Source organism: Parabacteroides chongii (assembly GCF_029581355.1).
Classification (GTDB): Bacteria; Bacteroidota; Bacteroidia; order Bacteroidales; family Tannerellaceae; genus Parabacteroides; species Parabacteroides chongii.
Genome location: NZ_CP120849.1, coordinates 4,265,058 through 4,289,315, shown reverse-complemented (window position 1 = coordinate 4,289,315; position 24,258 = coordinate 4,265,058). Strand labels below are relative to the sequence as shown.

18 protein-coding genes are annotated in these 24,258 nt (G+C 37.1%); 13 read left to right on the top strand and 5 right to left on the bottom strand.

Annotated elements, in window-relative coordinates; genetic code table 11:
- Window positions 1-35: 35 nt before the first annotated feature.
- Window positions 36-2,384 carry a family 20 glycosylhydrolase gene (locus P3L47_RS16050; protein ID WP_277781460.1) on the top strand — a complete coding sequence of 783 codons (2,349 nt, stop codon included), beginning with the start codon at window positions 36-38 and terminating at the stop codon, window positions 2,382-2,384.
- 66 nt (window positions 2,385-2,450) lie between these two features.
- Here P3L47_RS16050 and P3L47_RS16045 read toward each other — a convergent pair whose 3' ends face one another.
- Complete coding sequence (locus P3L47_RS16045; protein ID WP_277781459.1) at window positions 2,451-4,919, bottom strand: alpha-L-arabinofuranosidase C-terminal domain-containing protein; 2,469 nt, start codon at window positions 4,917-4,919, stop codon at window positions 2,451-2,453.
- Window positions 4,920-5,111: 192 nt separating this feature from the next.
- On the opposite strand from P3L47_RS16045, the gene P3L47_RS16040 reads away from it, so the two are divergent.
- From P3L47_RS16040 to P3L47_RS15990, 11 genes are read left to right on the top strand one after another with little or no spacing between them, the layout of a single operon-like run.
- Window positions 5,112-5,477, top strand: a complete 366-nt coding sequence (locus tag P3L47_RS16040) for a response regulator (RefSeq protein ID WP_122352696.1) — start codon at window positions 5,112-5,114, stop codon at window positions 5,475-5,477.
- Window positions 5,478-5,512: 35 nt separating this feature from the next.
- On the top strand, window positions 5,513-6,685 hold the full coding sequence (locus P3L47_RS16035; protein WP_277781458.1) for a sugar transferase: 1,173 nt from the start codon (window positions 5,513-5,515) through the stop codon (window positions 6,683-6,685).
- Window positions 6,686-6,695: 10 nt separating this feature from the next.
- Window positions 6,696-7,487: a TolC family protein gene (locus P3L47_RS16030; RefSeq protein WP_277781457.1), complete on the top strand. Its 792-nt coding sequence runs from the start codon at window positions 6,696-6,698 to the stop codon at window positions 7,485-7,487.
- 3 nt (window positions 7,488-7,490) lie between these two features.
- Window positions 7,491-9,647 carry a GumC domain-containing protein gene (locus P3L47_RS16025; protein ID WP_277781456.1) on the top strand — a complete coding sequence of 719 codons (2,157 nt, stop codon included), beginning with the start codon at window positions 7,491-7,493 and terminating at the stop codon, window positions 9,645-9,647.
- A gap of 10 nt (window positions 9,648-9,657) precedes the next feature.
- Complete coding sequence (locus P3L47_RS16020; RefSeq protein WP_277781455.1) at window positions 9,658-11,097, top strand: O-antigen ligase family protein; 1,440 nt, start codon at window positions 9,658-9,660, stop codon at window positions 11,095-11,097.
- A 19-nt stretch (window positions 11,098-11,116) separates the two neighbouring features.
- On the top strand, window positions 11,117-12,331 hold the full coding sequence (locus tag P3L47_RS16015) for a glycosyltransferase family 2 protein (protein WP_277781454.1): 1,215 nt from the start codon (window positions 11,117-11,119) through the stop codon (window positions 12,329-12,331).
- A gap of 11 nt (window positions 12,332-12,342) precedes the next feature.
- Entirely contained in the window at window positions 12,343-13,485 is a 1,143-nt protein-coding gene (locus P3L47_RS16010) for a glycosyltransferase family 4 protein (protein ID WP_277781453.1), read from the top strand.
- The gene (locus P3L47_RS16005; protein WP_277781452.1) at window positions 13,472-14,665 is read left to right on the top strand and encodes a glycosyltransferase; all 1,194 of its coding nucleotides are present in this window, start codon (window positions 13,472-13,474) and stop codon (window positions 14,663-14,665) included. Before P3L47_RS16010 ends, P3L47_RS16005 begins: the two co-directional genes overlap by 14 nt.
- Before the next feature lies 1 nt (window position 14,666).
- On the top strand, window positions 14,667-15,290 hold the full coding sequence (locus P3L47_RS16000) for an acyltransferase (protein ID WP_277781451.1): 624 nt from the start codon (window positions 14,667-14,669) through the stop codon (window positions 15,288-15,290).
- A 6-nt stretch (window positions 15,291-15,296) separates the two neighbouring features.
- Window positions 15,297-16,169 carry a glycosyltransferase family 2 protein gene (locus P3L47_RS15995; RefSeq protein ID WP_277781450.1) on the top strand — a complete coding sequence of 291 codons (873 nt, stop codon included), beginning with the start codon at window positions 15,297-15,299 and terminating at the stop codon, window positions 16,167-16,169.
- A complete protein-coding gene (locus P3L47_RS15990; RefSeq protein WP_277781449.1) occupies window positions 16,166-17,170 on the top strand; it encodes an acyltransferase family protein in 1,005 nt (334 codons plus the stop codon). Before P3L47_RS15995 ends, P3L47_RS15990 begins: the two co-directional genes overlap by 4 nt.
- A 700-nt stretch (window positions 17,171-17,870) precedes the next feature.
- Here P3L47_RS15990 and P3L47_RS15985 read toward each other — a convergent pair.
- From P3L47_RS15985 to P3L47_RS15970, 4 genes are read right to left on the bottom strand one after another with little or no spacing between them, the layout of a single operon-like run.
- The gene (locus P3L47_RS15985) at window positions 17,871-19,031 is read right to left on the bottom strand and encodes a polysaccharide pyruvyl transferase family protein (RefSeq protein ID WP_277781448.1); all 1,161 of its coding nucleotides are present in this window, start codon (window positions 19,029-19,031) and stop codon (window positions 17,871-17,873) included.
- A gap of 6 nt (window positions 19,032-19,037) precedes the next feature.
- A complete protein-coding gene (locus P3L47_RS15980) occupies window positions 19,038-20,201 on the bottom strand; it encodes a Coenzyme F420 hydrogenase/dehydrogenase, beta subunit C-terminal domain (RefSeq protein ID WP_277781447.1) in 1,164 nt (387 codons plus the stop codon).
- Between the two features lies 1 nt (window position 20,202).
- Window positions 20,203-21,723 (bottom strand): oligosaccharide flippase family protein, encoded by a 1,521-nt coding sequence (locus tag P3L47_RS15975; protein ID WP_277781446.1) that lies wholly within the window; start codon window positions 21,721-21,723, stop codon window positions 20,203-20,205.
- 3 nt (window positions 21,724-21,726) lie between these two features.
- Window positions 21,727-22,893, bottom strand: a complete 1,167-nt coding sequence (locus tag P3L47_RS15970) for a glycosyltransferase family 2 protein (protein ID WP_277781445.1) — start codon at window positions 22,891-22,893, stop codon at window positions 21,727-21,729.
- Window positions 22,894-23,069: 176 nt separating this feature from the next.
- On the opposite strand from P3L47_RS15970, the gene P3L47_RS15965 reads away from it, so the two are divergent.
- Window positions 23,070-24,254, top strand: coding sequence for a glycosyltransferase family 2 protein (locus P3L47_RS15965; RefSeq protein WP_277781444.1), 1,185 nt, complete (start codon window positions 23,070-23,072; stop codon window positions 24,252-24,254).
- Window positions 24,255-24,258: the final 4 nt, after the last annotated feature.

Here is a 24,258-nt window from a genome sequence, read left to right as displayed (position 1 = left end):
TATACATTATATTATATATAAACTTATTCTTGAACATGAAGAAGCTCATTTCAATGTGTGCCGGCGCAGCACTTTGTATACTTGCGTCATGCAGTGAAGGGCCAACCAAACAGATGCCTTACAACCAGGGTATCAACGTTATTCCGACACCTGTAAGTCTGACCCAGAATGAAGGGGTCTTTAAAGTCGGTAAAAATATGGCATTCCAGGCTTCCACTCCGGAGGCTAAAGTTATTGCCGAGTATTTTTCATCGAAGATCAACCAGGCAACAGGCTACAAGACGACTGTTGGCGACCAGGCTGTTTCCAACGGAATCTCGCTCGTTCTCGACGATGCGTTAGACGTGAATAACGAAGGCTATACACTGGATGTCACCACTGACGGCGTAACTGTAAAAGCCAAAACTCCACAGGGGTTATTCTACGGTATGCAGACTTTCATGCAGTTATTACCTGCAGAGATCGAAAGTCCGGCTGTCGTAAACGGTATCGCATGGACCACTCCGTGTGTTACGGTAAAAGATGAACCGCGTTTTGCTTATCGCGGCTTCATGCTGGATCCTTGCCGTCATTTCATACCGGTTGAAAACGTAAAGAAACAGATCGACGTGTTGTCTTTGTTCAAAGTCAATACTATGCACTGGCATCTGACTGACGACCAGGGTTGGCGTGTCGAAATCAAAAAATATCCGAAGCTGACTGAGATCGGTGCAAAACGTATCGAAGGCGAAGGTACTGAGTATAGCGGCTTCTATACACAGGAAGAGATCAAGGATGTTGTGAAATACGCAGCTGACCGTTTCATCACCGTTATTCCGGAACTGGAACTCCCGGGACATGAAATGGCCGCTATCGCAGCTTATCCCGAATTGTCCTGCAAAGGCGAACAAGGTACTCCGCGTATCATCTGGGGTGTTGAAGACATCGTGATGTGTGCCGGAAAAGAAGAACCATTCAAGTTCCTGGAAGACGTGATCGACGAACTGGCTCCGATGTTCCCCAGCGAATACTTCCATATCGGAGGCGACGAATGTCCGAAAATCAGTTGGAAATCCTGCCCGACTTGTCAAAAACGTATCCAGGCGGAAGGTCTGAAAGCAACGAAAGAGCATAGTGCAGAAGAACGTCTGCAGAGCTACTTCGTACAACGGATGGAAAAATACCTGTCAGAAAAACATGGTAAAAAAATCATCGGCTGGGATGAAATCCTGGAAGGCGGCCTTGCCCCTTCGGCAACTGTCATGTCATGGCGTGGTGAAGCCGGAGGTATTGCTGCAGCTAACATGGGACATGATGTGATCATGACTCCGGGAAGTGCAGGTATGTATCTCGACCAATACCAAGGCGATGCCAAGATCGAACCGGTAACCATCGGCGGATATGCTACAATCGAAAAAGTATATAATTATAATCCGGTTCCCGATACATTGGTAAAAACAGGCAAAGCTCAGCATATCAAAGGTGTTCAATGCAACAACTGGTCTGAGTACATGTATAATACGGATTTGATGGAATACCGCATGTATCCTCGTATGCTTGCTTTATCTGAAATCGGATGGAGCCCGCTCAACCGCAAAGACTATAAAGATTTCGAACGCAGACTGGACAATGCACTGGTTCGCCTGGACGAACACAACATCAACTATCACATCCCGCAGCCGGAACAGCCAAAAGGTTCTGTCAACTTCGTGGCATTTACCGATAAGGCTTCTCTCGAATTTACAACCAGCCGCCCTGTCAAGGTGGTTTACACCATCGACGGAACAGAACCGACTCCGGAATCAACAGTCTACTCTGCCCCTATCGAATTTACCGAATCAGGCGTATTGAAAATCCGCTCCGTATTGCCATCCAACAAAATGAGCAAGACACGTACCATCACTGTAGAAAAACAGGCTTTGGCTCCGGCTAAGGAAGTCGCCAAGACTACTCCGGGTCTGGAAATGCAGGTAACCGACGGTATGTATCTCGAATCATCCAAACTGGCAGAAGTAAAGAATTGGAAGAAATCAACCATCAAAGACTTGCGCGAAATCAGAAGCGTTGTGGAAAGCAGCGAATCGATGAGAGGTGTTAAGCACTATGCAGCTGTTGCTACCGGTTATGTAAACATTCCGGAAAACGGCGTATATTATCTCTCTTCCGACAACGAAGAAGTATGGATCGACGGTAAACTGTTGGTCAACAATGGCGGTGAAGTAAAACGTTTCTCACGTCACGACACCTCTGTAGCCCTGGCAGCCGGCTTGCACGAAATCAAGGTAGTATTCCTCAGCCACATCATCGGCGGATGGCCTTCTATCTGGAACGACGGCAGCGTAAAATTACGCAAAGCCGATGCTGAGAAATTCACTCGCATCACTCCGGAAATGCTGGTTCATTAAACTATTTATGACACGATAAAAAAGCCCCGGTCCATTGCGGTCCGGGGCTTTTTATTAGGTGGCTTATCAATCTATTTTCAACTTCATTATCGTGATTGAATTAGGTGGAAAGGAATAGACCACCGGTCCTCCCAATGAGAAAGAGACATTTTTAGAGACCGGGATAATTCGGTTCGGAGCTTCAAATGTATTACGATCCGAAGGATCGCCGCTTAACTGAAGAATCTCTGCATCATTCTTTACACTACCACCTTTTATATTCAATTCTGTCTTCTCTTCATGCTGCGTCGTATTGACAACCTTCAGTATGATCGTTTCTGCTTCTTTATCCAATGTCGCTACGGATACAAGCGAAGGCAACGGAGGCAAAACGACTTCGTGCAACAGAACATCATCCACAAAACAACTCACTGTCTCATCCTTGCAAACGATCTTCACATCATACCAGCGGTTGCTCTCAAAGGAATAGGCTTTTGGAGAACGCAGCGTGTCTTTAACTGCGCCTGAAGAACGATAGAACTCACAGGCTCCCGGAGTTATGGAAACGGCAATATGGTCATTCGCTTCACCCTCTTTTCCATTATCACGAACACGCAGCTGAACCGGCCCGCTTCCTTTGCTTCTCCTTAGTTTCACAGAAAACGTATAATCATGTGCAGCAGAATCTCCCATCAGAACATTATTCCAACGATTGGCATCAGGTGTCAAAGTTCCGTTGTTGACTTTCCAACCTCCGGTCCTGACCATCGCTTCCGTCACCGGCCGGCCGTCGATTCGTACATCATCGAAGTCATAACTATTATCAAACAAATCGATGCCGGCATATCCGAACGTCACCTGAGGTTTGCTGTACGTCTCAATTTCTGTTTTCAACAAGTCATCCCCCCGGTTATCTGCCAGCAACTTCAACATATAATAAGACGGCGATCCTATGGCACTGTTATTATTAAAGGAAATGGCGGGATATCGCTGGAAATCGTAATTCACATTTCCCAGCACAGGTGCATAAGCCAGATGCTTAACGACTTCCGGACTGTTTTCCACTCCCAGGAGAAAACAAGCCTCTCCTATAGCCGCCCGCAATGTTCCCTGCAAAGAAGCATCTCCCATACTGAACTCACCGATAAAAACTGCCGGAAATCTTCTTAGATATTGCCCGGTCTCATACCTGTCATGGTTGGCGATCAGAAAATCTTCACCGGAGTAGAAATGATAATCGGTCCATTCAGTCCGGTTCTTCCCTGCAATAAAAGAGCTTTTGATCACCGTGATTTCCGGATAAGTTTCATTGATCGCTTTTTTAAACAGGTCAAAACGTTTGGAATATTCCTGCCCGTAGTTTTCACTGCCGATCTCTATATATTTCAGATTGAATGGTTCCGGATGCCCGTTCTTTGTACGCATGGCACCGAATATCGAATCGGCAGGCTGGTTTGCATAGGCTATGGCTTCCAATGCATCCTGTACCAATTTATTCATCGCAGTAATATCCTCATAACGCGGTCTCCTGCTTTGACTGGTTACCCCACTGTTTATCACATAGAGCGGTTCGGCTTTCAGATCCTCACACATCTGCAGGTATTCATGATATCCCATACCATTCGTTGAACCGTATCCCCAAACATTCCAAAAATTCTTGCGTGTGGAGTTATCGCCTATAGTCTCATGCCAAATCGGATAAGTCCCTGCTGTATATCCTTCAACAAAACTGCCTCCCGGAAAGCGAACGAACTGAGGATTCAGTGCAGAAATCATCTCCATCAGATCCGAACGTAAACCATTGGGTCTTTCCTTCCATGTTTTTAGAGGAAATAAAGAAACCATATCCGTCCAAAAGACAATAGATGTATCGGCAGTAATTGCCAAAACGGCATTATCCGTACTCTCCGAAGCAGTGAAGGTGTGTTTATATTTTCTCCATTCATAGATCGGAGATACTTTAAAAATATCACTCAACGGTTCTCCTGCCACAGAATCTCCGATAAATATACTTATTGTTTTAGGAATCATCGAACCACCTTTCAGAAATAAAGACAGTTCATATTTTTCTCCTTTGCGTATGGAGAGTCCGTTATAACCGGTAGCAGCAACACCTCCTCTTCCTGTCTCTGAAGAGGCCGAGACAGAAACCAGTAAGGAACGCTTGTTTTTATCATTGATCAACTCCTGCCCGTCAGGCCAGATACTTGTGTTTGATGAGATTTTTCGCCATCCGGGCACTGAATCGGGACGAATAAAGGGGATCGTCCATCCGTTTGGAGTACTTAAAACATTCCGTTTTGCGTCGTACGGACAGTTTAAAGGAGGCACTCCTTCCTCAAAACTGCGGTTTTGTATCATTTCCGCATAGAGTCCGCCATCGATAGCATGATTTATCTCTTCTATTGTCACTCCGTACAACTTTTGATTAACCGGGACAGAAAAGCCTTCCAAATCAATGGTAATTGAAGATGTAACAGGCATTTCCGGTTGGCATCCGGAGAACAACAAAACAAGTATAGCACTTATATTCAATATCTTAAATGGTATATTCATTTCTTTGTTTATCAATTCAATATAACGACTAAATTTCGCTTTGCAAACTTAAAGAATAATTTCCATATATATCATTCTTTGAGAAAAAGACTATTCTCCATTAAAAACCTTTGATTTTTATACTCTTTATTAAATAATTATTTTAATTTTGTGCATTAAAGCATACAAAACAGCACTAGTATAATAAAAAACATGAAACAGTCAATTCTATTGGTTGATGATAAGCCGGAGATAGCGAAAATCATAATGCTATATTTGTCTTCGTTGTATGAAGTCACATATAAAGAAAATCCGATAAAAGCTATTGCATGGCTTAATGAAGGCAATATCCCTGACGGAGTTATCTCCGACCTGAATATGCCGGAGATGAGCGGAGAAGAATTTTTGTGTTATTTGAAGGCCAACGAGCTTTTCAATCACATTCCGGTACTGATCCTGTCAAGCGTTGAAAGCAGTGCAAACAGAATCCGTCTTTTTGAAGAGGGAGCAGAAGACTTCATTCTGAAACCTTTTAATCCTGAAGAACTGAGAGTAAGGGTTAAAAGACTTTTGAGATAAGTAATTAAACGCTAGGGTAAATAACAACAATTTGTATGGAATATATCTTTTGGGGGAATAATATTCCTTTAGCAGCTCATCTACGAGAGACTTTGCAATGTAAAGTCTCCGAATGTATCACCTTTCAGCAGATAATATCCAAACTATCTCACATTAAGGATATTGATTTTTGCATATTCTTAGAAAGGAACAATATAGAAACCGATATACCTACAATAGCCCAGCTTCACAAACAGTACCCTGGCCTATACATTATATTAATAAGCGAGAGATTAAGCAAAGAAGAAAAAATACCTTACCTAAGGTCCGGTGTTGACTGCATGATTTCTCAAAAGACATCAAAAGAGGATTTGCAAAAATTACTGACTGTTGTCATTGATTACAAAGAGAAGGAAAAATTAGAAAAAGAGAATCCAATAGCATCTTTGGCTGAATTCAAATTACCTTTATGGAAACGGACATTTGACATTCTGGCTTCAGGAACAGCGATCCTTTGCTTATCTCCTTTATTGCTCATAACAGCTTTAGCCATCCGGGCTGAGAGTAATGGAAAAATTGTATATAAATCGAAACGTGTAGGCAGCAATTACAGGATTTTCGATTTTTATAAGTTTCGTTCCATGTATTCGGATGCTGATAAGCGACTGTCAGAATATAAGAAGCTAAACCAATATACGAAAGAAACAACGGAAGAAGAGTCTGTAAACTCTTCTTCCGTTTCTGAGGTTCCTCAGAAAACGATTATCGAAACTAACGGTACTCAGGATATTCTTCTGTTTTCTGATAACCTGAGTACATCTGAAAATGACTATCTGAAAACAAAACGCACAGAACGTTCCAATGCATTTTTCAAACTGGAGAACGATCCCCGCATTACACGTGTCGGCCACTTCATACGGAAATATAGTATTGATGAACTACCGCAACTTTTCAACATTCTGAAAGGTGACATGTCAGTTGTAGGGAATCGTCCTCTCCCACTCTATGAAGCAGAATTACTTACAAGTGATGAATATGTCCAACGTTTCATGGCCCCTGCCGGATTAACCGGATTATGGCAAGTCGAAAAGCGCGGCGATGCTGGAAAGATGTCTGCCGAGGAACGGAAACAACTAGATATCAGATATGCGAAAGAATTTTCTTTTCGGATGGATATGATGATTATTTTCAAAACGTTTACAGCGTTTATTCAGAAAGAGGATGTATAAATTAAATTTCATGACAAAGATCATTATCACCATATTATTCATTAGTTGCAGTACATATTACTGCTTTTGTCAAAAGAGAAACAACAATTATTTTGACAAAGCAACCATAGTGGAAGTGAAAGCAAATCTCAACACAGATTCAATACAAGCCATGTTGGATGATTATGAAAGAGTCCAACTGCCGCCTCTTTCTGTTTTTCTACAATCGATCTATGACCATCCATCGATCAAAATTTACGAAGCAAAAAAAGAAGAAGCCAATGCTGAAATGAAGATTTCCAGAATGGAATGGCTAAACTATTTCAGGGTATACGGGCAATATCAATATGGAAGAATCGTACAGTTTTCGACAACAGAAACAATCGATGACCCTTTGTCGCTGACCAGTTTAGGCAGGAATCAGAGTACATATAGTGCAGGTGTTTCGATATCAATACCTTTCGACGACTTATTTTCACGTGGGCACAAGATCAGAGCTAAAAAAGCTCATTATCGCCAATTGGATTATGAGTATGAAATGTCTGTTGAGGAACGAAAATTAAAAATACTGGAAGCATATAATAATGTATTACAGGCATTGGCTACATTGAAAGCCAAATCGGATGCTGCAGCATTGTATAATGCCCAAATGAAAATATCCGAACAAGATTTCATCAACGGCAAAATAGATATCATAGCGCTCTCATTAGAAAGAAGCAGACGTTCAGGTTCCGTGGTTAATTATCAGGAAGGACGCGTAATGCTTCATAATGCAATTACTTTACTGGAAATGTTGACGAATGTAAAAGTCATTAATAGATAAAATATGGATCCTGCACTTTATATATCACGTTTTCTATATAGGATCCGGTATCAGATAATATTTGGAAGTTTGATCGCAGCTGCATTGGTTGCGTACTTTACACAATTCTTGCCTAAAACTTATACGGTAAACACCAGCATATATACAGGTATTGCATCCAAAACAGGATTAGAGGGCGATGATAAACTGAACATTATAGAGTTAAATAATACTTTTGACAACGTAATCAATTTAACAAAAGCGAAAGGAACTCTTGAAAAAGTATCTATCAAATTATTCGCACTAAATATGATCCACGGAAATCCCGACAAGGATAATTTATTTATTACTGCAAAAAATTTTCGTGTATTAGAAAAAATAGTCCCCAAAGAGGTTAGTAAGCTTATCATCAAAGATTCACTTGATAAAACGATTGATAACCTTTACAAATTCAAAGAGGAGATTCCCGGTAATTTTTTATTTGAACTTTTCAATAGCGGTAAAACACATTATAGCTATAAAGTTTTACAAAACGTACTTGTAAAACGTCTGAGTAACAGTGACCTGATCGAAATTTCATACAAATCGACTGACCCTGGGATTGCATTAAGTACTGTAAAATTAATCAATGAGGAACTAGTCCATTCTTATGATGGATTGCGCTTTAAAGCAACAAATGATGTCGTCAGTTATTATGAAGGTCAGCTAAAGAAATTGAAAACTTTATTAGATAAAAAGGAAAACGATCTAACCAATTACAATATCGAAAACGGAGTCATAAATTATTCAGAACAAACAAAAGCAATAGCCATAGCCCGTTCAAATTATGAAGACCGCTATGAAGATGCACAGAAAGAATACGAAGCTTCTTCCAAACTTGTTGCACAATTAGAAAAGCAAATGGATACGCGAGCTAAACTATTCAAAGCTAACAATGATTTTATAAATACATTGAATGACATATCGACCATAAATGGAAAAATAACAGAAATAGAAATGTTTAGTACCGAGGATGCGCAAAAAACAAATCCTTTGTTAAGTGAATATAAAGAAGACTTAAAAAAATCGGAAAAGACAATCAGCCAATTATCGAATGACATGAATGAGTATAAATATTCCAAAGAGGGAGTAGCTATCGATGATATGGTCAGTCGCTGGTTAGAAGAACTTCTCAAAAATATCAAAGCGAAAGCATATTTAAAAATTTTGGAAGAACGAAAAAGTGACTTTGAAACAAAATATAAGATATTATCACCGGTTGGAACTCAAATAAACAGAAAAGAACGGGATATCCGCGTCACAGAAGAATCATATCTGGAAGTCTTACATGCTCTCAACCTTGCCAAACTGAAACAAAAAAATATTCAACTCACATCTGCTACATTGAGTACCATTACCCCGCCCTCTTTTCCTATAGTAAGTGATGGGCAGAAACGAATGTTATTTACAGTCGCCGCATTTATCGGTAGTATTATTTTTATTATCGGATGTAATCTGATCATTGAACTATTAGACCGGACACTACGTGATGCCGAACGCACCAGAAGGCTGACAAATACACCTGTTCTCGGAGCATTTACCGGGAATACCCAATTAAAGCATCGCGGCTATGTAAAAGCATGTAACAGAATTTCTGCAGCTTACGCATGTAATCGTTTAAACCAATACTTACACCAGCATGAAACCACTTATATCAACCTTCTCAGCATTGAGGATCGGGAAGGGAAAAGTTTTGTAGCAAAATATTTAGTTGAACAATGGAAAGAGTCCGGATTAAAAGTCGAATATCGGGTTGCAGGCAAAGACTTTTCTATCGACTCATCATTTATATTAGCAAAAGATTTTCATTATTTCAACTTAAATAATGAAGTGCCGGATATACTCCTGATAGAACATACATTTATACAAAATAGCAGCATTCCGATCGCCTTGTTGAAAAAGGCAGACGTTAACCTGTTAGTAGTAAATGCAGTACGTGTCTGGAAAAACAGCGATGAAGAATATCTAAATCATTTAAAAGAAGTAACAGGGACAACACCTCTTTATATTTATCTGAATAATGCCCGCCGCGAAGCAGTAGAAGACTTTACAGGACAGTTACCTCCTAAAACCTCCATTCACAGTCTGGCTAATAGAATGATGTATTTAGGTTTAACAGCTAACGATTCGGCAGTTAAATGAAAGAATAAATATGGATAACAGGATAAACACAGCGCAAATAAAACTATCATCCCTCATTCTTTTCGGAGGATTAGGAAGCATTGTGTTTTCGATGTTAACAAATAATCTGGCACTATTTGTTGCCATTGTTTGTATACCTTTATTATTCATATTATTTATTCAGTCAATTCGCTATCCTGTTATACTTCTGTTTGTGACATTAATCATCAATTATTATTTTTTAGGTTTAGGCCGCTATGTAAAAACGGATGGATTAAGTTTCTTAGTTGATAGTCTTTTACTTTCATTAGTAATACTAATTATCGTTCATAGTATATTATTTAAAGATATTTCTTTTAAAACATCTATAAACGTATTGACAATCGGAACTTTCATCTGGAGTTTATATTGCATTGCAGAAATAGCAAACCCCACCGGAATGCTGCAAGCCTGGGTTTTATCCAGAACGTTCATTACAAATTCTTTTGTCATATCACTTATAGTAAGCACTTTATGTGTAAAGTATAAAGATGTCAAAATATTCACAATACTATTATCCATTTTCACATTAACAGCCGTTATCAAGGTCATAATGCAGAAATTTGTAGGTTTTGATTATGCAGAAACAAATTGGCTTTATAACGGCGGAGGAGCATTAACTCATTTGATAGGTTCCGGAACACGTTATTTTTCATTTTTTACAGATGCTGGTAATTTCGGATCAAATATGGGATTTGCCGGTATATTTTTTGCTATCACGGCATTATATGAAAAGAAAATAGTTTACAAAATATATTATAGTCTTATAGCTATCGGAGGTTTTTATGCCATGTTTTTATCCGGTACACGGGGAGCAATAATTGTTCCGTTAGCAGCTATTTGCCTATATACCGTAATATCTAAAAACATTAAAGCCTGTATTTCTGCCGGATCATTGTTGATCATTATTTATATTTTCTTTGCTTTCACTCATATTGGTCAAGGTAATGCCGCTATCCGAAGAATGCGAACTGCTTTTCAACCGACAAAAGATGCTTCTTTTATCGTCCGAAAAGAAAATCAGAAAAAATTGGCAACTTATTTAAAAAACAAGCCTTTCGGAGAGGGTTTGGGATTGTCTGGCGGAGAAAATAAAAAAATGTCGATTAGATTCACCACTTCCATTCCTGTCGACTCCTGGTATGTTAAATTATGGGTGGAAACCGGAATAATCGGTGCCGTCCTATATTTAGGTGTACTATTCATCACCATCGGAAGAGGTTCCTGGATCGTTATGTTTAAAATTCATGATCCTGAACTTAAAGGCCGGCTTACTGCATTTTTATGTGGTATATTCGGTATGCTTGCCAGTGCATATGGAAACGCATTTTGGGGACAATATCCGACAGCCATTATCGCTTTTACCTGTTTATCACTGGTGTTGAACGGAGAATATTACGATAAAGAAATTAAGAATATCGAAAAACAATAACATAAAATCAAAGAACGATATGGAACAATTATTGTATTTTGGAACTAGTTGGGCAAATAATCATGAAAAGATATATCTGTTAGGAGATGCTGTCTTGTTCTTACTATTTCTTATTGCAGTTCTTTATCTTTTCATTTTTGCTCTCTTTTCTCTTAAAAAACGTAAAGATCAATATCCAACCGCCAAAAAGAAGTACAAATTTGCAGTATTATTCCCCGCTTACAAGGAAGATACGGTCATTCTAGAATCGGTTCACTCGTTCTTCAAACAGGATTATCCCAAAGAGCAATATGATCTTATCGTTATTTCAGACCAAATGTCAGACACGACAAATCAAAAATTACAAGATTTATCTGCAATCGTTCTGGAAATAAAAGACCCTCAGAGCACTAAAACAAATGCACTCCAGTTGGTTACCAAACATATCGACAACAATAATCTCTCATATGATATAATTGTAATTATGGATGCAGACAATCTCGTGGATTATGATTTTCTCAATAAAATCAACGATGCTTTTTATTCAGGTTGTTCTGCCGTCCAAACTCATCGTGTAGCCAAAAACAGAGATACAAATACCGCAGTACTCGATGCTGTAAGCGAAGAAATAAATAATTCTATATTTCGGAAAGGTCACACACAGTTAGGATTCTCGTCGGCATTGATTGGTTCGGGTATGGCCTTCGAATATGAACTATTCAGAGACAACATTATGAAAGCCGGTCACATAGGCGTAGACAAGCAATTGGAACGGTCATTACTTATTCAAAATATTTATATCGAATATCTTGAGGATGTCTATACATACGACGAAAAGATAAAAGAAAGTACAGGTTTTTATAATCAACGTCGTCGTTGGTTATCCAATCAGTTTACTAATTTATTTTGCGGTATTTCAGAATTGCCTTTAGCTCTATTAAAAGGCAATTGGGACTATTGTGATAAGCTATTTCAATGGATGATGCCACCGCGGGTTATCCTATTTGGATTTATATTTTTATTTGCGTGTTTCTTTACATGGTTCAATTGGGCTATGGCTATAAAGTGGTGGGGATTATTGCTACTATTATGTATTACATTCAGTATGGCCGTACCTGATTATCTGGTAGACAATAAATTCAAGAAAGCGATAAGAAATCTCCCCATACTATTCCTATTGATGTTTTTCAATTTTTTTCGTCTAAAAGGTGCCAATAAAGAATTTATACATACAGAACACGGTTCAACAAATTAATAATCTGATATATGAAAATCGCAATAGAAGCACAACGCATATTCCGCACCAATAAACACGGGATGGATTTTGTAGCATTGGAAAGTATTCGTGAGCTACAAAAAATCGACAAAAATAATGAATACTTCATTTTTGTAAGTCCGGGAGAAGACAGATGTCTGGAAGCTTCTGAAAATATGCACATAATAGAAGTCAGTTGTCCTACATATCCTTTATGGGAACAAATAGCTTTACCTCTTGCTGTATCCAAGATAAAACCGGATATATTACACTGTACAAGTAATACAGCTCCTGTTTTTTGTCATGTACCTTTAATATTAACGCTTCATGATATTATATTTTTAGAACCGCGTCAGAGTGGAAATAAGTCTCTTTATCAAAATATGGGCTGGTATTATCGGCGTTTAGTCGTTCCACGTATTCTTTCTCATTGCAATAAAATTATTACAGTATCACATTTTGAATGTAATCGTATTAAAAAAGCCCTGCAACTTCCGGAAAATAAAATTGTAGCAGTATATAACGGATTTGGAAATCATTTCTCTCCCCGTAAAGAGACGCTGCATGTTACTAAAAAATACATCGATGCACAAAAGTATATTTTCTTTTTAGGTAATACAGATCCCAAAAAGAATGTTCCCCGTACATTGAAAGCTTATAGTTTATATCTGAAGCAGTCGACAGAGAAACTTCCTTTACTTATAGCAGATATAACAGAGAAAATGCTCGACTCTATACTTAATGAGTTGGGAATAGAAAATATAAAGCCTTATATAGCTTGCCCAGGATATATCCGGAATGCAGACTTGCCCTATTTATATAGTGGTGCTTTTGCTTTTTTATATACATCTTTAAGGGAAAGTTTCGGCATACCGCTTTTAGAAGCTATGGCATGCGGGACCCCTGTCATCACTTCCAATACGTCTTCAATGCCTGAAGTCGGAGGTCCGGATGCTAATTTGGTTGATCCTTTGGATGAAAATAGTATGGCTGAGAAAATCTTACTTCTGGAAAATGATCCTGAATTTTACACCCGGCAAGTTTCATATGGATTAAACCGGGTTAAATTATTCTCCTGGGAAAAAACAGCCCGTGAAACATTATCTATCTATCAGAATATTTATACTAAGTCGTGCGAATATGGAAAATCATGATTTTATCATTACCAGTCTTCAATCCTGGGATATAGAGATAGGGAGTACCATTAAAAACACAACTTTGGAAATATCCAAAGCGAATCGTGTATTATATGTTAATCCTCCATTGGATCATATGACATGGTTCAGAGGGGAAGAAACAAAATCTTATAAACGCCGGATGGAAGTAATTGAAAAGAGAGTTCCACCTTTAAGACGTATCAATTCCAATTTATGGGTCGTTGATTGTCCTTTTATGGTTTACTCCATCAATCGTCTTCCTTTCAACTGGTTATTCGATCTATTCAACTATATAAATAATAAAAAGATAGCCGACCAAATATTAAAATCAGCACAAGAACTGGGATTCAATAATTATATACATCTCATCGACACGGATATTTATCGAAGTCAGTATTTAAAAGAGTTGATCAAACCCTCTCTTTCAATCTATTACTGCAGAGATTTTGTTATTGGCCGGGATTATTGGAAAAAAAACGGAACAAGATTAGAGCCGTTACTTGCTGCAAAATCAGATATGGTACTAGTCAATTCTACTTACTTTGCTAAACGTTTCAAAGAATATAACCCCAACACATACCCTATCGAGACCGGAGTTAATCTCTCGTTATATGATATTACACAACAATGGGCCATACCTGAAGACATACAGCAAATACCCCATCCTATTATAGGTTACACCGGATCCATAAACAGTGTGAGACTGGATAGCGATCTACTATTTAAACTAGCTCAGCAACGCCCGGATTATAGTTTTGTCTTTGTTGGACCGGAAGATAATGTATTCAGTCAACATCCCTTACATCAATTGAAAAATGTTTATTTTCTAGGGAAGAAAAAAATTGATTTATTACCTGCCTATATTATGGCCTTTGATGTTTGTATCAATCCGCAACTGCTAAATGAGATAACCGACGGGAATTATCCTTTGAAAATAGACGAATATCTCGCCATGGGAAAACCTACAGTTGCAACGCAAACACATACAATGAATGATATTTTCAGAGAATACACATTTCTACCTCATAATGAAACTGAATATTTAAAAGCATTGGATAGCGCAGTTTCAGAAATAAAAGATGAACAAAAAAAAGAAGCACGAATAGCTTTTGCTCATACACATAGTTGGGAGAATAGTGTAAAAAAAATATATCAACTCATTAATAAATTCGTATAAAATGAATTTAGTCATTCTTAAACAGAAAATAAATAACAATAAGAAACTGAAGAAACTGGTTCATTACTTAATGATGAATACAACCGGAGCATGCCCCAGAAAATGGGTCAAATGGTTTATTAACCCTTTTGTATTTCATTATGGAAAAGGATCTAAGATCAGGAGTTCCGTTATTCTCAATATTAGTCCGATCAATATGTTTTCGCTTGGAGAGAAAAGTGTCATTGAATATTTCACCATCATCGACAATGGCGTCGGATATGTAAATATAGGAAACAGTTCAAGAATAGGATTAAGAAATACATTAATTGGGCCGATACAGATAGGAAATCAGGTGATCTTGGCTCAGAATGTTGTTTTATCAGGATTAAATCACAACTACGAAGACATTGAACTACCAATACGAGCTCAAGGAGTAAAAACACTCCCTATCATTATAGAAGACGAATGCTGGATAGGTGCCAATAGTATTATAACAGCGGGTGTCCATATCGGCAAACATTCGATAGTAGCAGGAGGAAGCGTCGTTACGAAATCAGTCCCCCCTTATTCAATTGTAGGAGGTAATCCCGCACGTCTTATAAAGCAATATGATTTTGAGAAAAAAGAATGGAGAAAAATTTAAATGAATATGGTTTCAATCATTTCTATAAACTATAACGGTTATAAAGATACCTGTGAATTGATCGACAGTCTGCATCAGTTCGAAGATTATCCATACGAAATAATTGTAGTTGATAATGCTTCAATCAATAATGATGCAGAACTATTAAGGAAAAAATATACAGACATAACCGTCATTGCCAGTGATAAAAATTCCGGATTCGCCGGAGGAAATAACCTGGGACTTTCTCAGGCAAAAGGCGAATATATTTTGTTTATTAATAATGATATAACAATTGATCAGCCAATTTTAAAAAAAATGATCCATCGAATGGAATCATCCTCTCAGATAGGTGCTTTGTCTCCTAAAATCAAATATGAATATAAACAGGATACGATTCAATACGCTGGCTATATGCCTATGCACCCTATTCGCATCAGCAATCATATCATTGGTTACAATCAAAAGGATGAAGGGCAATATAATGATGCACATGCGACTGCATTTCTCCATGGCGCTTGTATGTTAACGTCAAGAAAAATACTAAAGCAAGCCGGTTTGATGACTGAAATTTATTTCTTATTCTATGAGGAACTCGACTGGAGCATTCAATTACAAAAAGCCGGATATGAAACCTGGTATGAGCCATCTGTTTACGTACTTCATAAAGAAAGTATGACTATAAAACGCGGAAGCCCCATGAGGTTATATTATTTAACCCGTAGCCGTATTTTATTCACACGACGTAATTACAAATCGGTAAAAAAGATAGCAGCGTTAGCTTATCAGCTCGTTATCGTAATACCTAAAAATATTCTTCAATATACAATTCTCCGGGAACATTTAATGCTCACTTCTTTTATAAAAGGCAGTTACCACGGATTAACAGATACAATATGAAAACACAAAATAAAGATCTTAGTATAGAGACATTCAGAGGGATAGCAATCCTTCTTGTAGTAATGGGACATGTAATAGGTTCCAAGTCTACCGGAGGTATGCAAGTCGATGAAGATTCCATATACCGATACTTATATTGTTTATTTGATAATATAAAAATGCCTTTATTTATAGCAATTGCAGGTTGGGTATATTCATTACACCCTGTTGAGAAAGGTAAATTATCTGAATTCATTTTGAAAAAAGCAAAGCGTTTAATACTTCCAATGATATTTGTCGGTACAACTTATTTCATCCTTCAATACTTAACTCCCGGAACAAATAACAAAGGTGATATAACAAGTATATGGAAAATATATATATATCCGTATACATTATACTGGTTTTTACCTGCTTTATTCCTCACTTTTATAGTCACTTCTTTTCTTGATCTGTCGAATTTAATGAATACTGTAAAAAAGTGGGCAATAATCACTTTTATATCCTGGGGAGTATGTTTTTCTCAGGTATCTCATATTATTCCAGACTCCATACCAAACTTATTTGCTTTTAAAAATGCTTTATACTTAATGCCATTTTTCTTTGTTGGGGTCGGATTGAACAGATTCAAAGACAATTTGGCAACACAAAGCATGAAAAACATATATCTTATTGGATTGATAATCGGTGTAATACTTCAACAAATAGATTTTTTCACGCCCATGGAATACTATAATAAACTACATCTTAACATCCTTATCGGCATGATATCATCTGCCTATCTTATATCAATCAAAATTAATATTCCTTTTTTTACCTGGTTGGCACAATACGCTTATTCGATATATCTTTTTCATGGTTTCGGTACATCTGCAGGAAGAATCATATTCCGCAAATTACACATGAGCGATTTATCCGTATTTATAGGTGCAACTATTATGGCAGTCGTTTTATCTATAATAATTGAAAAAGCATTGATCAAATGGAGGCCAACAAAAATACTTTTCCTTGGTAAAAAATAAACTCCATTTTTATAGACCTAACCCGTTGGTAGAATTAATATGCATCAAGATTAGAAATAATTGAACCTTTTATAAAGCAGAGCCTGCAACACAAGGTCTTGTTTTACCTATGGATTAGGATATACTGATACAACAAAAGTTTTCATAAATAATTCCTTCATTCCTTCAGGACTGGTTTTATACAATTGATTATGTGTTATTTACGAATGAAGGAAATTATTAGACATGCAGGAAAGTTCTTTAATTATTATTTTTTCATTCATCTGTAATGATATCCGATGCTATAAAAAGAGGGAGTTTCCACTGAAAGGTTATCTGTAAGCTTCTTTTATTCTAACACGTGAATAATGACCTTTTAACTCGGTTGTCCTGTCTTTTTTTCTGTCTGTCAGCTATCGAACGCTTGTTTGTCAGTTGTCAGACGCTTGTTTTACATCTATCGAACAAGCGTTTGACAGATGTAAAACAACAAAAAGATTATAACTTTCAGATTTACAATAAATTGATTAATACTTACTGGCCTATTATTTAAGCATTACTTTGTACAGGAAGAGTAAGCTGGAACTTCTGTCAGTTTTAAAAAAAGATATGAAGGAATTTGCCTAAAATAAGACGGTTTCCTTCAGTCGATAAAAAAATCATTCATACATAAAATGCATAAAATCAATTGTATAAAACCAGTCCTGAAGGAATGAAGGAATTATTTATGAAAACTTTTGTTGAGATGGATTGAGAACGCATCGGACAGGAACGATACTGATTTGAGTTTTTCCTGCTGACGAATAATATCCACTTGCCTGTAATCAATAGGTTTATTAATTATATCGCGACTAAAGTCATCCGATGAATAGATCAAACGATCTTCAAGTCTGAATAATTTAAGCAAGGATGTAAACCGGCTTATCCCTCTTGTTTTATTTCCAATACAAATAAACGATTTCTCAAACAAAATAGAGAACACCATACCATGAAAAGAATCGGTGACTACAAATCCGGCATTCATAAATCCTGCAATCCACTCCGAAATAGGAGGTACAATACATTTTTCTATTCCTTTACTACCAACATTCCAATACTTGTCTTTTGCTCCCACTTCATTTACAGGTAAACCTATTAAACTGGAAATTTCTTTTACAACATTCGTTTTGAAAGAATTTTTATCTAATATGTAAACCATAATCGTTTGATTATCCTCATTCGGTTTCAAATCGTATAGTTTCATATAATCTCGCTTGTCAAGCAACAAGGTAGGATCTAAAACTAACTTTGCATCTATATTCCAATGCGTCTTACATAAAGTCGCAGCTGAATCTTCCCGAACTGATACTGCCTTAAAGGCTTTTAGCAAATTACCGAACTTTATGCTATCTTCTTCGGTGAAAGGCCATACATCTATACCAAAAGAAGCTGCATAAGATATCTTCAGATATTCCGTATCCGGTAAAAAATCTAAAAAGAAGCTTGATACAGTAGCAGAATAAGCAGGCCGCCAAACCTGATCACTACCTACAACATACCCTTTCAGCTTCTCTTTAACAGTTACATCTAAAAGATATTTTTTATCGGGGCATTCGATTACATGTAAATGCTGCTGAACGAAAGGTATAATATGCTTAGCCATAATCTCTGCTTCTTTTGCAGTAGGCCATGCATTTAACGGGATGTTTTTAAATAATAGAAATTTCTTAACCAACCGTTTAAAAAACTCGGTCATTCTGATCCTCTTGTTCGCACGGACTACCGGCAAATTTATCAGTACAGCGTCATGCCCCAGACTATTTAATACAGACTGAAGCGCATAAGCTTGTAGAATACCTCCATAATTTGTATGAAGCGGTAAAGTCAAAATACCTATTTTCATAATATCTTATTTATTCAATTTATTAATTCGCATACGAAAATTTAATATAAACAACTTTATCCGCTCTTTAAAACTCAGTCTGATCAATCTATCAATCAGCGAATAAAAACATTCATGTTCAAACGAGGCATAAAAAAGGGTTCTTTTTTCCGGCTCTGAATGTGATTGCTCTAACGATTGATTTCCTGCCAAAACATCTTTGTAAGAAGAGTCTCTTTTCTCTGCATCCAAAATATTGAAATAATCGACGCCAGGCTGAGTATTTAATAAAACGGCACTAACACCCTTGTCATCAAAAAAATCAAGCAAATCACCAGCTCCTCCCCAATAATCACCCAGGGTAATATCACTTCCGCTTTTTAATGATCTTACCGGACACTGATAACAGGAAGGTCTAAGAAAGATATCCGATAAAAATCCTCTCATATAATAATTGAGATACTTGGGTTCAATCAAATGTATAACATGTTTGTCTTTTACATAATTCAATGAAAAACCGAAGTTTCTCCACCCATATTGTTTATCTCGAAAATTTATATTCTCGATTTTATACTGCGACATACCTTTGGATACCTGTGTGAGATATGCATTCCAGACTTTAGGGCTTGGGACACCATGGCAAATAATATCAACAGTCAACAGATTCGGATAAAACTTCTTTAAAAACAAATGAAGTCCCCGGATTTGACAGGGTGTTCCGGAGAACAAGACAACCTGGTCTGATTTTAAAAAGTCTTCAACAATTTTATAAGCACTACCAATCTCGCTTTGTACATATTTGGAACCTCTAAAAGCTTCTAAACCTTCTTTAGTCCGGGTATAGCGATGTACTACTTTATTATTTTCATCAAAACAGGCACCAAAAACAATACCTCCCTTCTGTATCACTTGTTCTGCCAATAGACTAAAAACCCCACCCGAAGAGCTATTCTTACGTATTTTCTGTGACTTTGCTTTCACTGCATAAACGTAAAGAGGTTTACGAGGTTGTAAATTATTAAGAACCGGACAAACTTTCTCACATAATCCACAACTTATACACCTTTCCTCATTTACAACCGGATAAGCAAAGCCTTCCGCGTCTTCCTGCATTTCAATACATGCAAGAGGACAACTGTTCATGCAGGCATAACAACCGCAGCAATCTTTCTTATTCTGTAATTTTATCATTTTATTTACCTAATACTTTTTTAATCGGTTTTAAAAACAAGTTTCTTTCGTATTGATTCATTCCTTTAAACCAAAAAGTAATCATATAAACAATTGAAAATAGTATGACCGCAACCACAAATAACAGCAATGAATCCAGGTGTATATACTGTAACAATACAAGACTAGTAGAACAAAGCAAAGCCGGAACGACAGACATCCGACCTATCTCTTTCCAGAATTCAATCATATCAAGTCCAACTTTCTTATGATAATAGATATTCATAATAATGATCTGGCCAATCACTAACGCTGATGCAGTACCGACTGCACATCCTATCCCACCATATTGTTTAGCTAAAGGGATAGAAATACCCAAACTGCCAATAGATAGAATTGCGTATAAAATAGAACGGAACTTCATTTTGTTTTTTGCCTGTAAGATCGTAATTCCTATATTCTGTATTAAAGGTATAAATAAGGGAACAAAAAGGACCAAAGCAATGTAATAAGCCTCAACATAATCCGGACCCGCCCAAAAGATGATGAAATATTTTCCAAATACAACAAATCCGGATAATATAAACGCCATAATGATATACTGGAGCCTTCCAGTCTTTATGAACAAATCGGAAATTCTGCCATCCCCCTCATTATTCGTGACCATTGCCGTTATCCGGGGAAGAAATAAACCCGCAATCGCAGTAGAAAACCCTTTATAAATATTGACTAACTGTAAGGCTACAGCATAAACAGCGATGATACTTACACCGGTATAAACACCTAAAATGAACTGTCCGGAATCCCAATAGATACGATCCATAATCGCATTTAGAAAGATCCAGAACGAATAAACGGATACTTCCTTTAAAAAACCCCAATCAAAACCACTTCTCCTGACTTTAACCCGGATCTTCAATTTATAGAAGCAATACCATGCATTAATTAATAAAGTTAATACATTGAATATAGTAACTATCACTACCATACCTATTGCCCTGTATCCCATTAAAAGCATAAGAATCATTACGACAGGATTCAGTATGATACGAAGCAGATTAACTACTTTCTGAAAAATAAAATTCTCGTAGGCTGTAATGATAGATCCGAAAATACTCATTGGAAACGTAAAAGCCAGATTACAGATCATCAGCAGTAACATTATACGAACTTTACTCATCTCTTCAAGAGACATCGTCACTTTAAAAAGAACATCTACATTAGTATATATAACTAATCCGATCAAAAAAGTGAGAAGTCCGATAACTGAATATAAGATAAGAAAAACACCAAACATCTCATATTGCTTTTCCTTATCTCCTTCCGCCCTTAGCTTTGCAGTATATCTTACAATTGCATTTCCAAACCCGAAGTCTAAAACAGTAAGATAGGCAACAACAGAAGCAACCAAAGAATACAGTCCATATTCGGTTTGGCCCATCATTCTCAACATGAACGGAGTGTATAATAACCCTATTACATTATTTAATGCTATTATTACATAACTGAGAAATGCACCGACCTTTATCTGATTTACCTCCATTTTCTATTCCGTCCCATGTTTAGTATGAATAAATTTCTTATTAGCTCCTTTCAAACGGAATAAATTAAGACACATCAACAGAAAAGAATAAGGCAACTCGAACAACGCAACCAACAATTTTTTGTTAAATAACTCTTTAGGAATGGAGATTAATAATGAAAATACTAATACCCAAAAGATTACCCACCATTTTATCGAAATGTTCCATTGAATTATGGACAATCCAAAAGCGATAATAAAAGTAATTCCAACCAATAATATCCTGGGAATGCTCATCTGCTGGAAAACCTTATCACAAAAATCCCAGTTACCTTTCAATAAAGCGGCAGGTACATCTCCTATAAATTTGCCTAAATAATGAATCTGAGCAGAAAGCCATCTGCGCCGTTGGTTTGAAAAATTGGCATGGCTCTGAACTTTTTCATCCAGCACATCTACCTCAGGCAAATAATAGATCCGTTTTCCTTCTTTTATCAGTGAGAGTTCCAAAGCCCGGTCAAAACCTCCGACCGCATCTATTGTCAACATTATTTCTTTAAATAAAGAATAACCGAAAGCCATTCCCGAACCGATCAATGCAGCAGACAAACCGACCCTCGCATGTCCTAACCGGAATATGCTATTATTAATCTCTTCGCTCACAGCATCCAGCACGGATAAATTAGTATTTAGATTTTTCGCTTTGCGGTGCGCTTGTACAATCTGAACATGCGGATTGGAAAAAATTTCATCCATTTTATTCAGAAAATCAGGATATATCACATTGTCCGCATCCAAAACAACGGCAATATCATAGGAATCACCGATTTGCTCCATCGCAAAATTCAATGCTTTCGCCTTTGTGCTATTCTTAAAAAAAACTTTTACAAGCTTTATCGGCAAAGCTGATAGGGAAATGTTGGTTTCTTCCTCCATCCGGTCAGAAATAACAACAATATCATATTTATCTTTGGGATAGACCTGTTGCATACACGAATGCACACACTCTACAATGACCTGATCTTCCTTATAAGCAGGTATTAAGATCGCTATTCGCTTATGATCCTTAAAAGAAAAATTATGCAATTGCTTACCCTTATTTAATGATGCTATGGAAAAAAATAGCAAATAAACGATATTAATAAGGAAACAAACAAATAAAACAATTTCAACCCAATATAAAAATGTCATATTTTACAAATTTACACAAACTTATACATGCACAAAAGTAACAAAAACATTCACTATATTTTCAAAAGAACGCTTATTTTTCATTAGAAACTCAAAGAAATCATAGGTTTTCCATATTTGTTATAAAAACTTTATTACATTTGCATCTACTAAACATTTTTTTATTATAATCTAAGATGGACCATTTATATATTATCATTGAATACTTATTCTGGATAGGACTATTCCTCATTTTTTATACATATCTTGGATATGGAATACTATTATATATAATGGTACGAATAAAAGAATTATTTTCTAAACCTGCCCATCCTCTATTACCGGATCCGCTCCCTGATGTAACCCTCTTCATCGCAGCATATAATGAAGAAGATATTGTTGCGTCCAAGATGGATAATTGTCATGCCCTCGCGTATCCCAAAGACAAACTGAAAATTGTTTGGGTTACAGACGGTTCGAATGACCGGACTAATGAACTTTTGGAGCAATATCCGGATGTTACCGTACTTTTCCAGCCGGAACGCAAAGGAAAAACGGCAGCTCTGAACCGGGGCATACAATATATAACGACACCCTATGTTATTTTCACTGATGCGAATACGATGCTTAATAAGGAAGCTATACATGAAATTGTCCGCCAATTCTCCAACCCGAAAGTAGGATGTGTGGCCGGTGAAAAAAGAGTAGAAACAAAAACAGCACAAGGAGCAACTGCCGGGGAAGGCATTTACTGGAAATACGAATCTGCTTTAAAAGCATTGGATTTCCGATTATATTCAGCTGTAGGAGCAGCTGGTGAATTATTTGCCGTACGGACTGAACTATTTGAACAAATGCCTTCCGATACCCTCCTCGACGATTTCATCTTATCGCTCCGTATCGCACAGAAAGGATATAAGATAGCCTACTGCAAAGAAGCTTACGCAACCGAAACAGCCTCCCTTAATATGAAAGAAGAAGAAAAACGCAAGATACGCATTGCCGCCGGAGGTTTACAGTCCGTTTGGCGCCTGCGTAGTCTGTTTAATATATTCCGCTACGGAATACTTAGCTTTCAGTTCGTGAGCCACCGTGTTCTGCGATGGACGATTACACCTATAATATTATTCTTATTAATACCATTAAATATATTTTTAGCGTGTAAGGGAGAATTTACATATATATTATTGCTACTTTTACAAGTCGCCTTTTATATGATGGCCTACGCCGGTTATATAATGGAACAGAAAAATGTACGAAACAAGTTGTTTTTTATCCCCTATTACTTTTCCTTCATGAACATTAATGTGATCAGAGGATTTTTCTATTTAGCTGGAAATAAAGGGAATGGGGCCTGGGCAAAAGCAAAAAGAAGCCAGTAGAAAA

Excerpts from the sequence above, each read along its gene's own strand:
- P3L47_RS16050 (WP_277781460.1), top strand. The coding sequence starts at position 36 with ATGAAGAAGCTCATTTCAATGTGTGCCGGCGCAGCACTTTGTATACTT.
- P3L47_RS16045 (WP_277781459.1), bottom strand. The coding sequence starts at position 4,919 with ATGAATATACCATTTAAGATATTGAATATAAGTGCTATACTTGTTTTG.
- P3L47_RS16040 (WP_122352696.1), top strand. The coding sequence starts at position 5,112 with ATGAAACAGTCAATTCTATTGGTTGATGATAAGCCGGAGATAGCGAAA.
- P3L47_RS16035 (WP_277781458.1), top strand. The coding sequence starts at position 5,513 with ATGGAATATATCTTTTGGGGGAATAATATTCCTTTAGCAGCTCATCTA.
- P3L47_RS16030 (WP_277781457.1), top strand. The coding sequence starts at position 6,696 with ATGACAAAGATCATTATCACCATATTATTCATTAGTTGCAGTACATAT.
- P3L47_RS16025 (WP_277781456.1), top strand. The coding sequence starts at position 7,491 with ATGGATCCTGCACTTTATATATCACGTTTTCTATATAGGATCCGGTAT.
- P3L47_RS16020 (WP_277781455.1), top strand. The coding sequence starts at position 9,658 with ATGGATAACAGGATAAACACAGCGCAAATAAAACTATCATCCCTCATT.
- P3L47_RS16015 (WP_277781454.1), top strand. The coding sequence starts at position 11,117 with ATGGAACAATTATTGTATTTTGGAACTAGTTGGGCAAATAATCATGAA.
- P3L47_RS16010 (WP_277781453.1), top strand. The coding sequence starts at position 12,343 with ATGAAAATCGCAATAGAAGCACAACGCATATTCCGCACCAATAAACAC.
- P3L47_RS16005 (WP_277781452.1), top strand. The coding sequence starts at position 13,472 with ATGGAAAATCATGATTTTATCATTACCAGTCTTCAATCCTGGGATATA.
- P3L47_RS16000 (WP_277781451.1), top strand. The coding sequence starts at position 14,667 with ATGAATTTAGTCATTCTTAAACAGAAAATAAATAACAATAAGAAACTG.
- P3L47_RS15995 (WP_277781450.1), top strand. The coding sequence starts at position 15,297 with ATGGTTTCAATCATTTCTATAAACTATAACGGTTATAAAGATACCTGT.
- P3L47_RS15990 (WP_277781449.1), top strand. The coding sequence starts at position 16,166 with ATGAAAACACAAAATAAAGATCTTAGTATAGAGACATTCAGAGGGATA.
- P3L47_RS15985 (WP_277781448.1), bottom strand. The coding sequence starts at position 19,031 with ATGAAAATAGGTATTTTGACTTTACCGCTTCATACAAATTATGGAGGT.
- P3L47_RS15980 (WP_277781447.1), bottom strand. The coding sequence starts at position 20,201 with ATGATAAAATTACAGAATAAGAAAGATTGCTGCGGTTGTTATGCCTGC.
- P3L47_RS15975 (WP_277781446.1), bottom strand. The coding sequence starts at position 21,723 with ATGGAGGTAAATCAGATAAAGGTCGGTGCATTTCTCAGTTATGTAATA.
- P3L47_RS15970 (WP_277781445.1), bottom strand. The coding sequence starts at position 22,893 with ATGACATTTTTATATTGGGTTGAAATTGTTTTATTTGTTTGTTTCCTT.
- P3L47_RS15965 (WP_277781444.1), top strand. The coding sequence starts at position 23,070 with ATGGACCATTTATATATTATCATTGAATACTTATTCTGGATAGGACTA.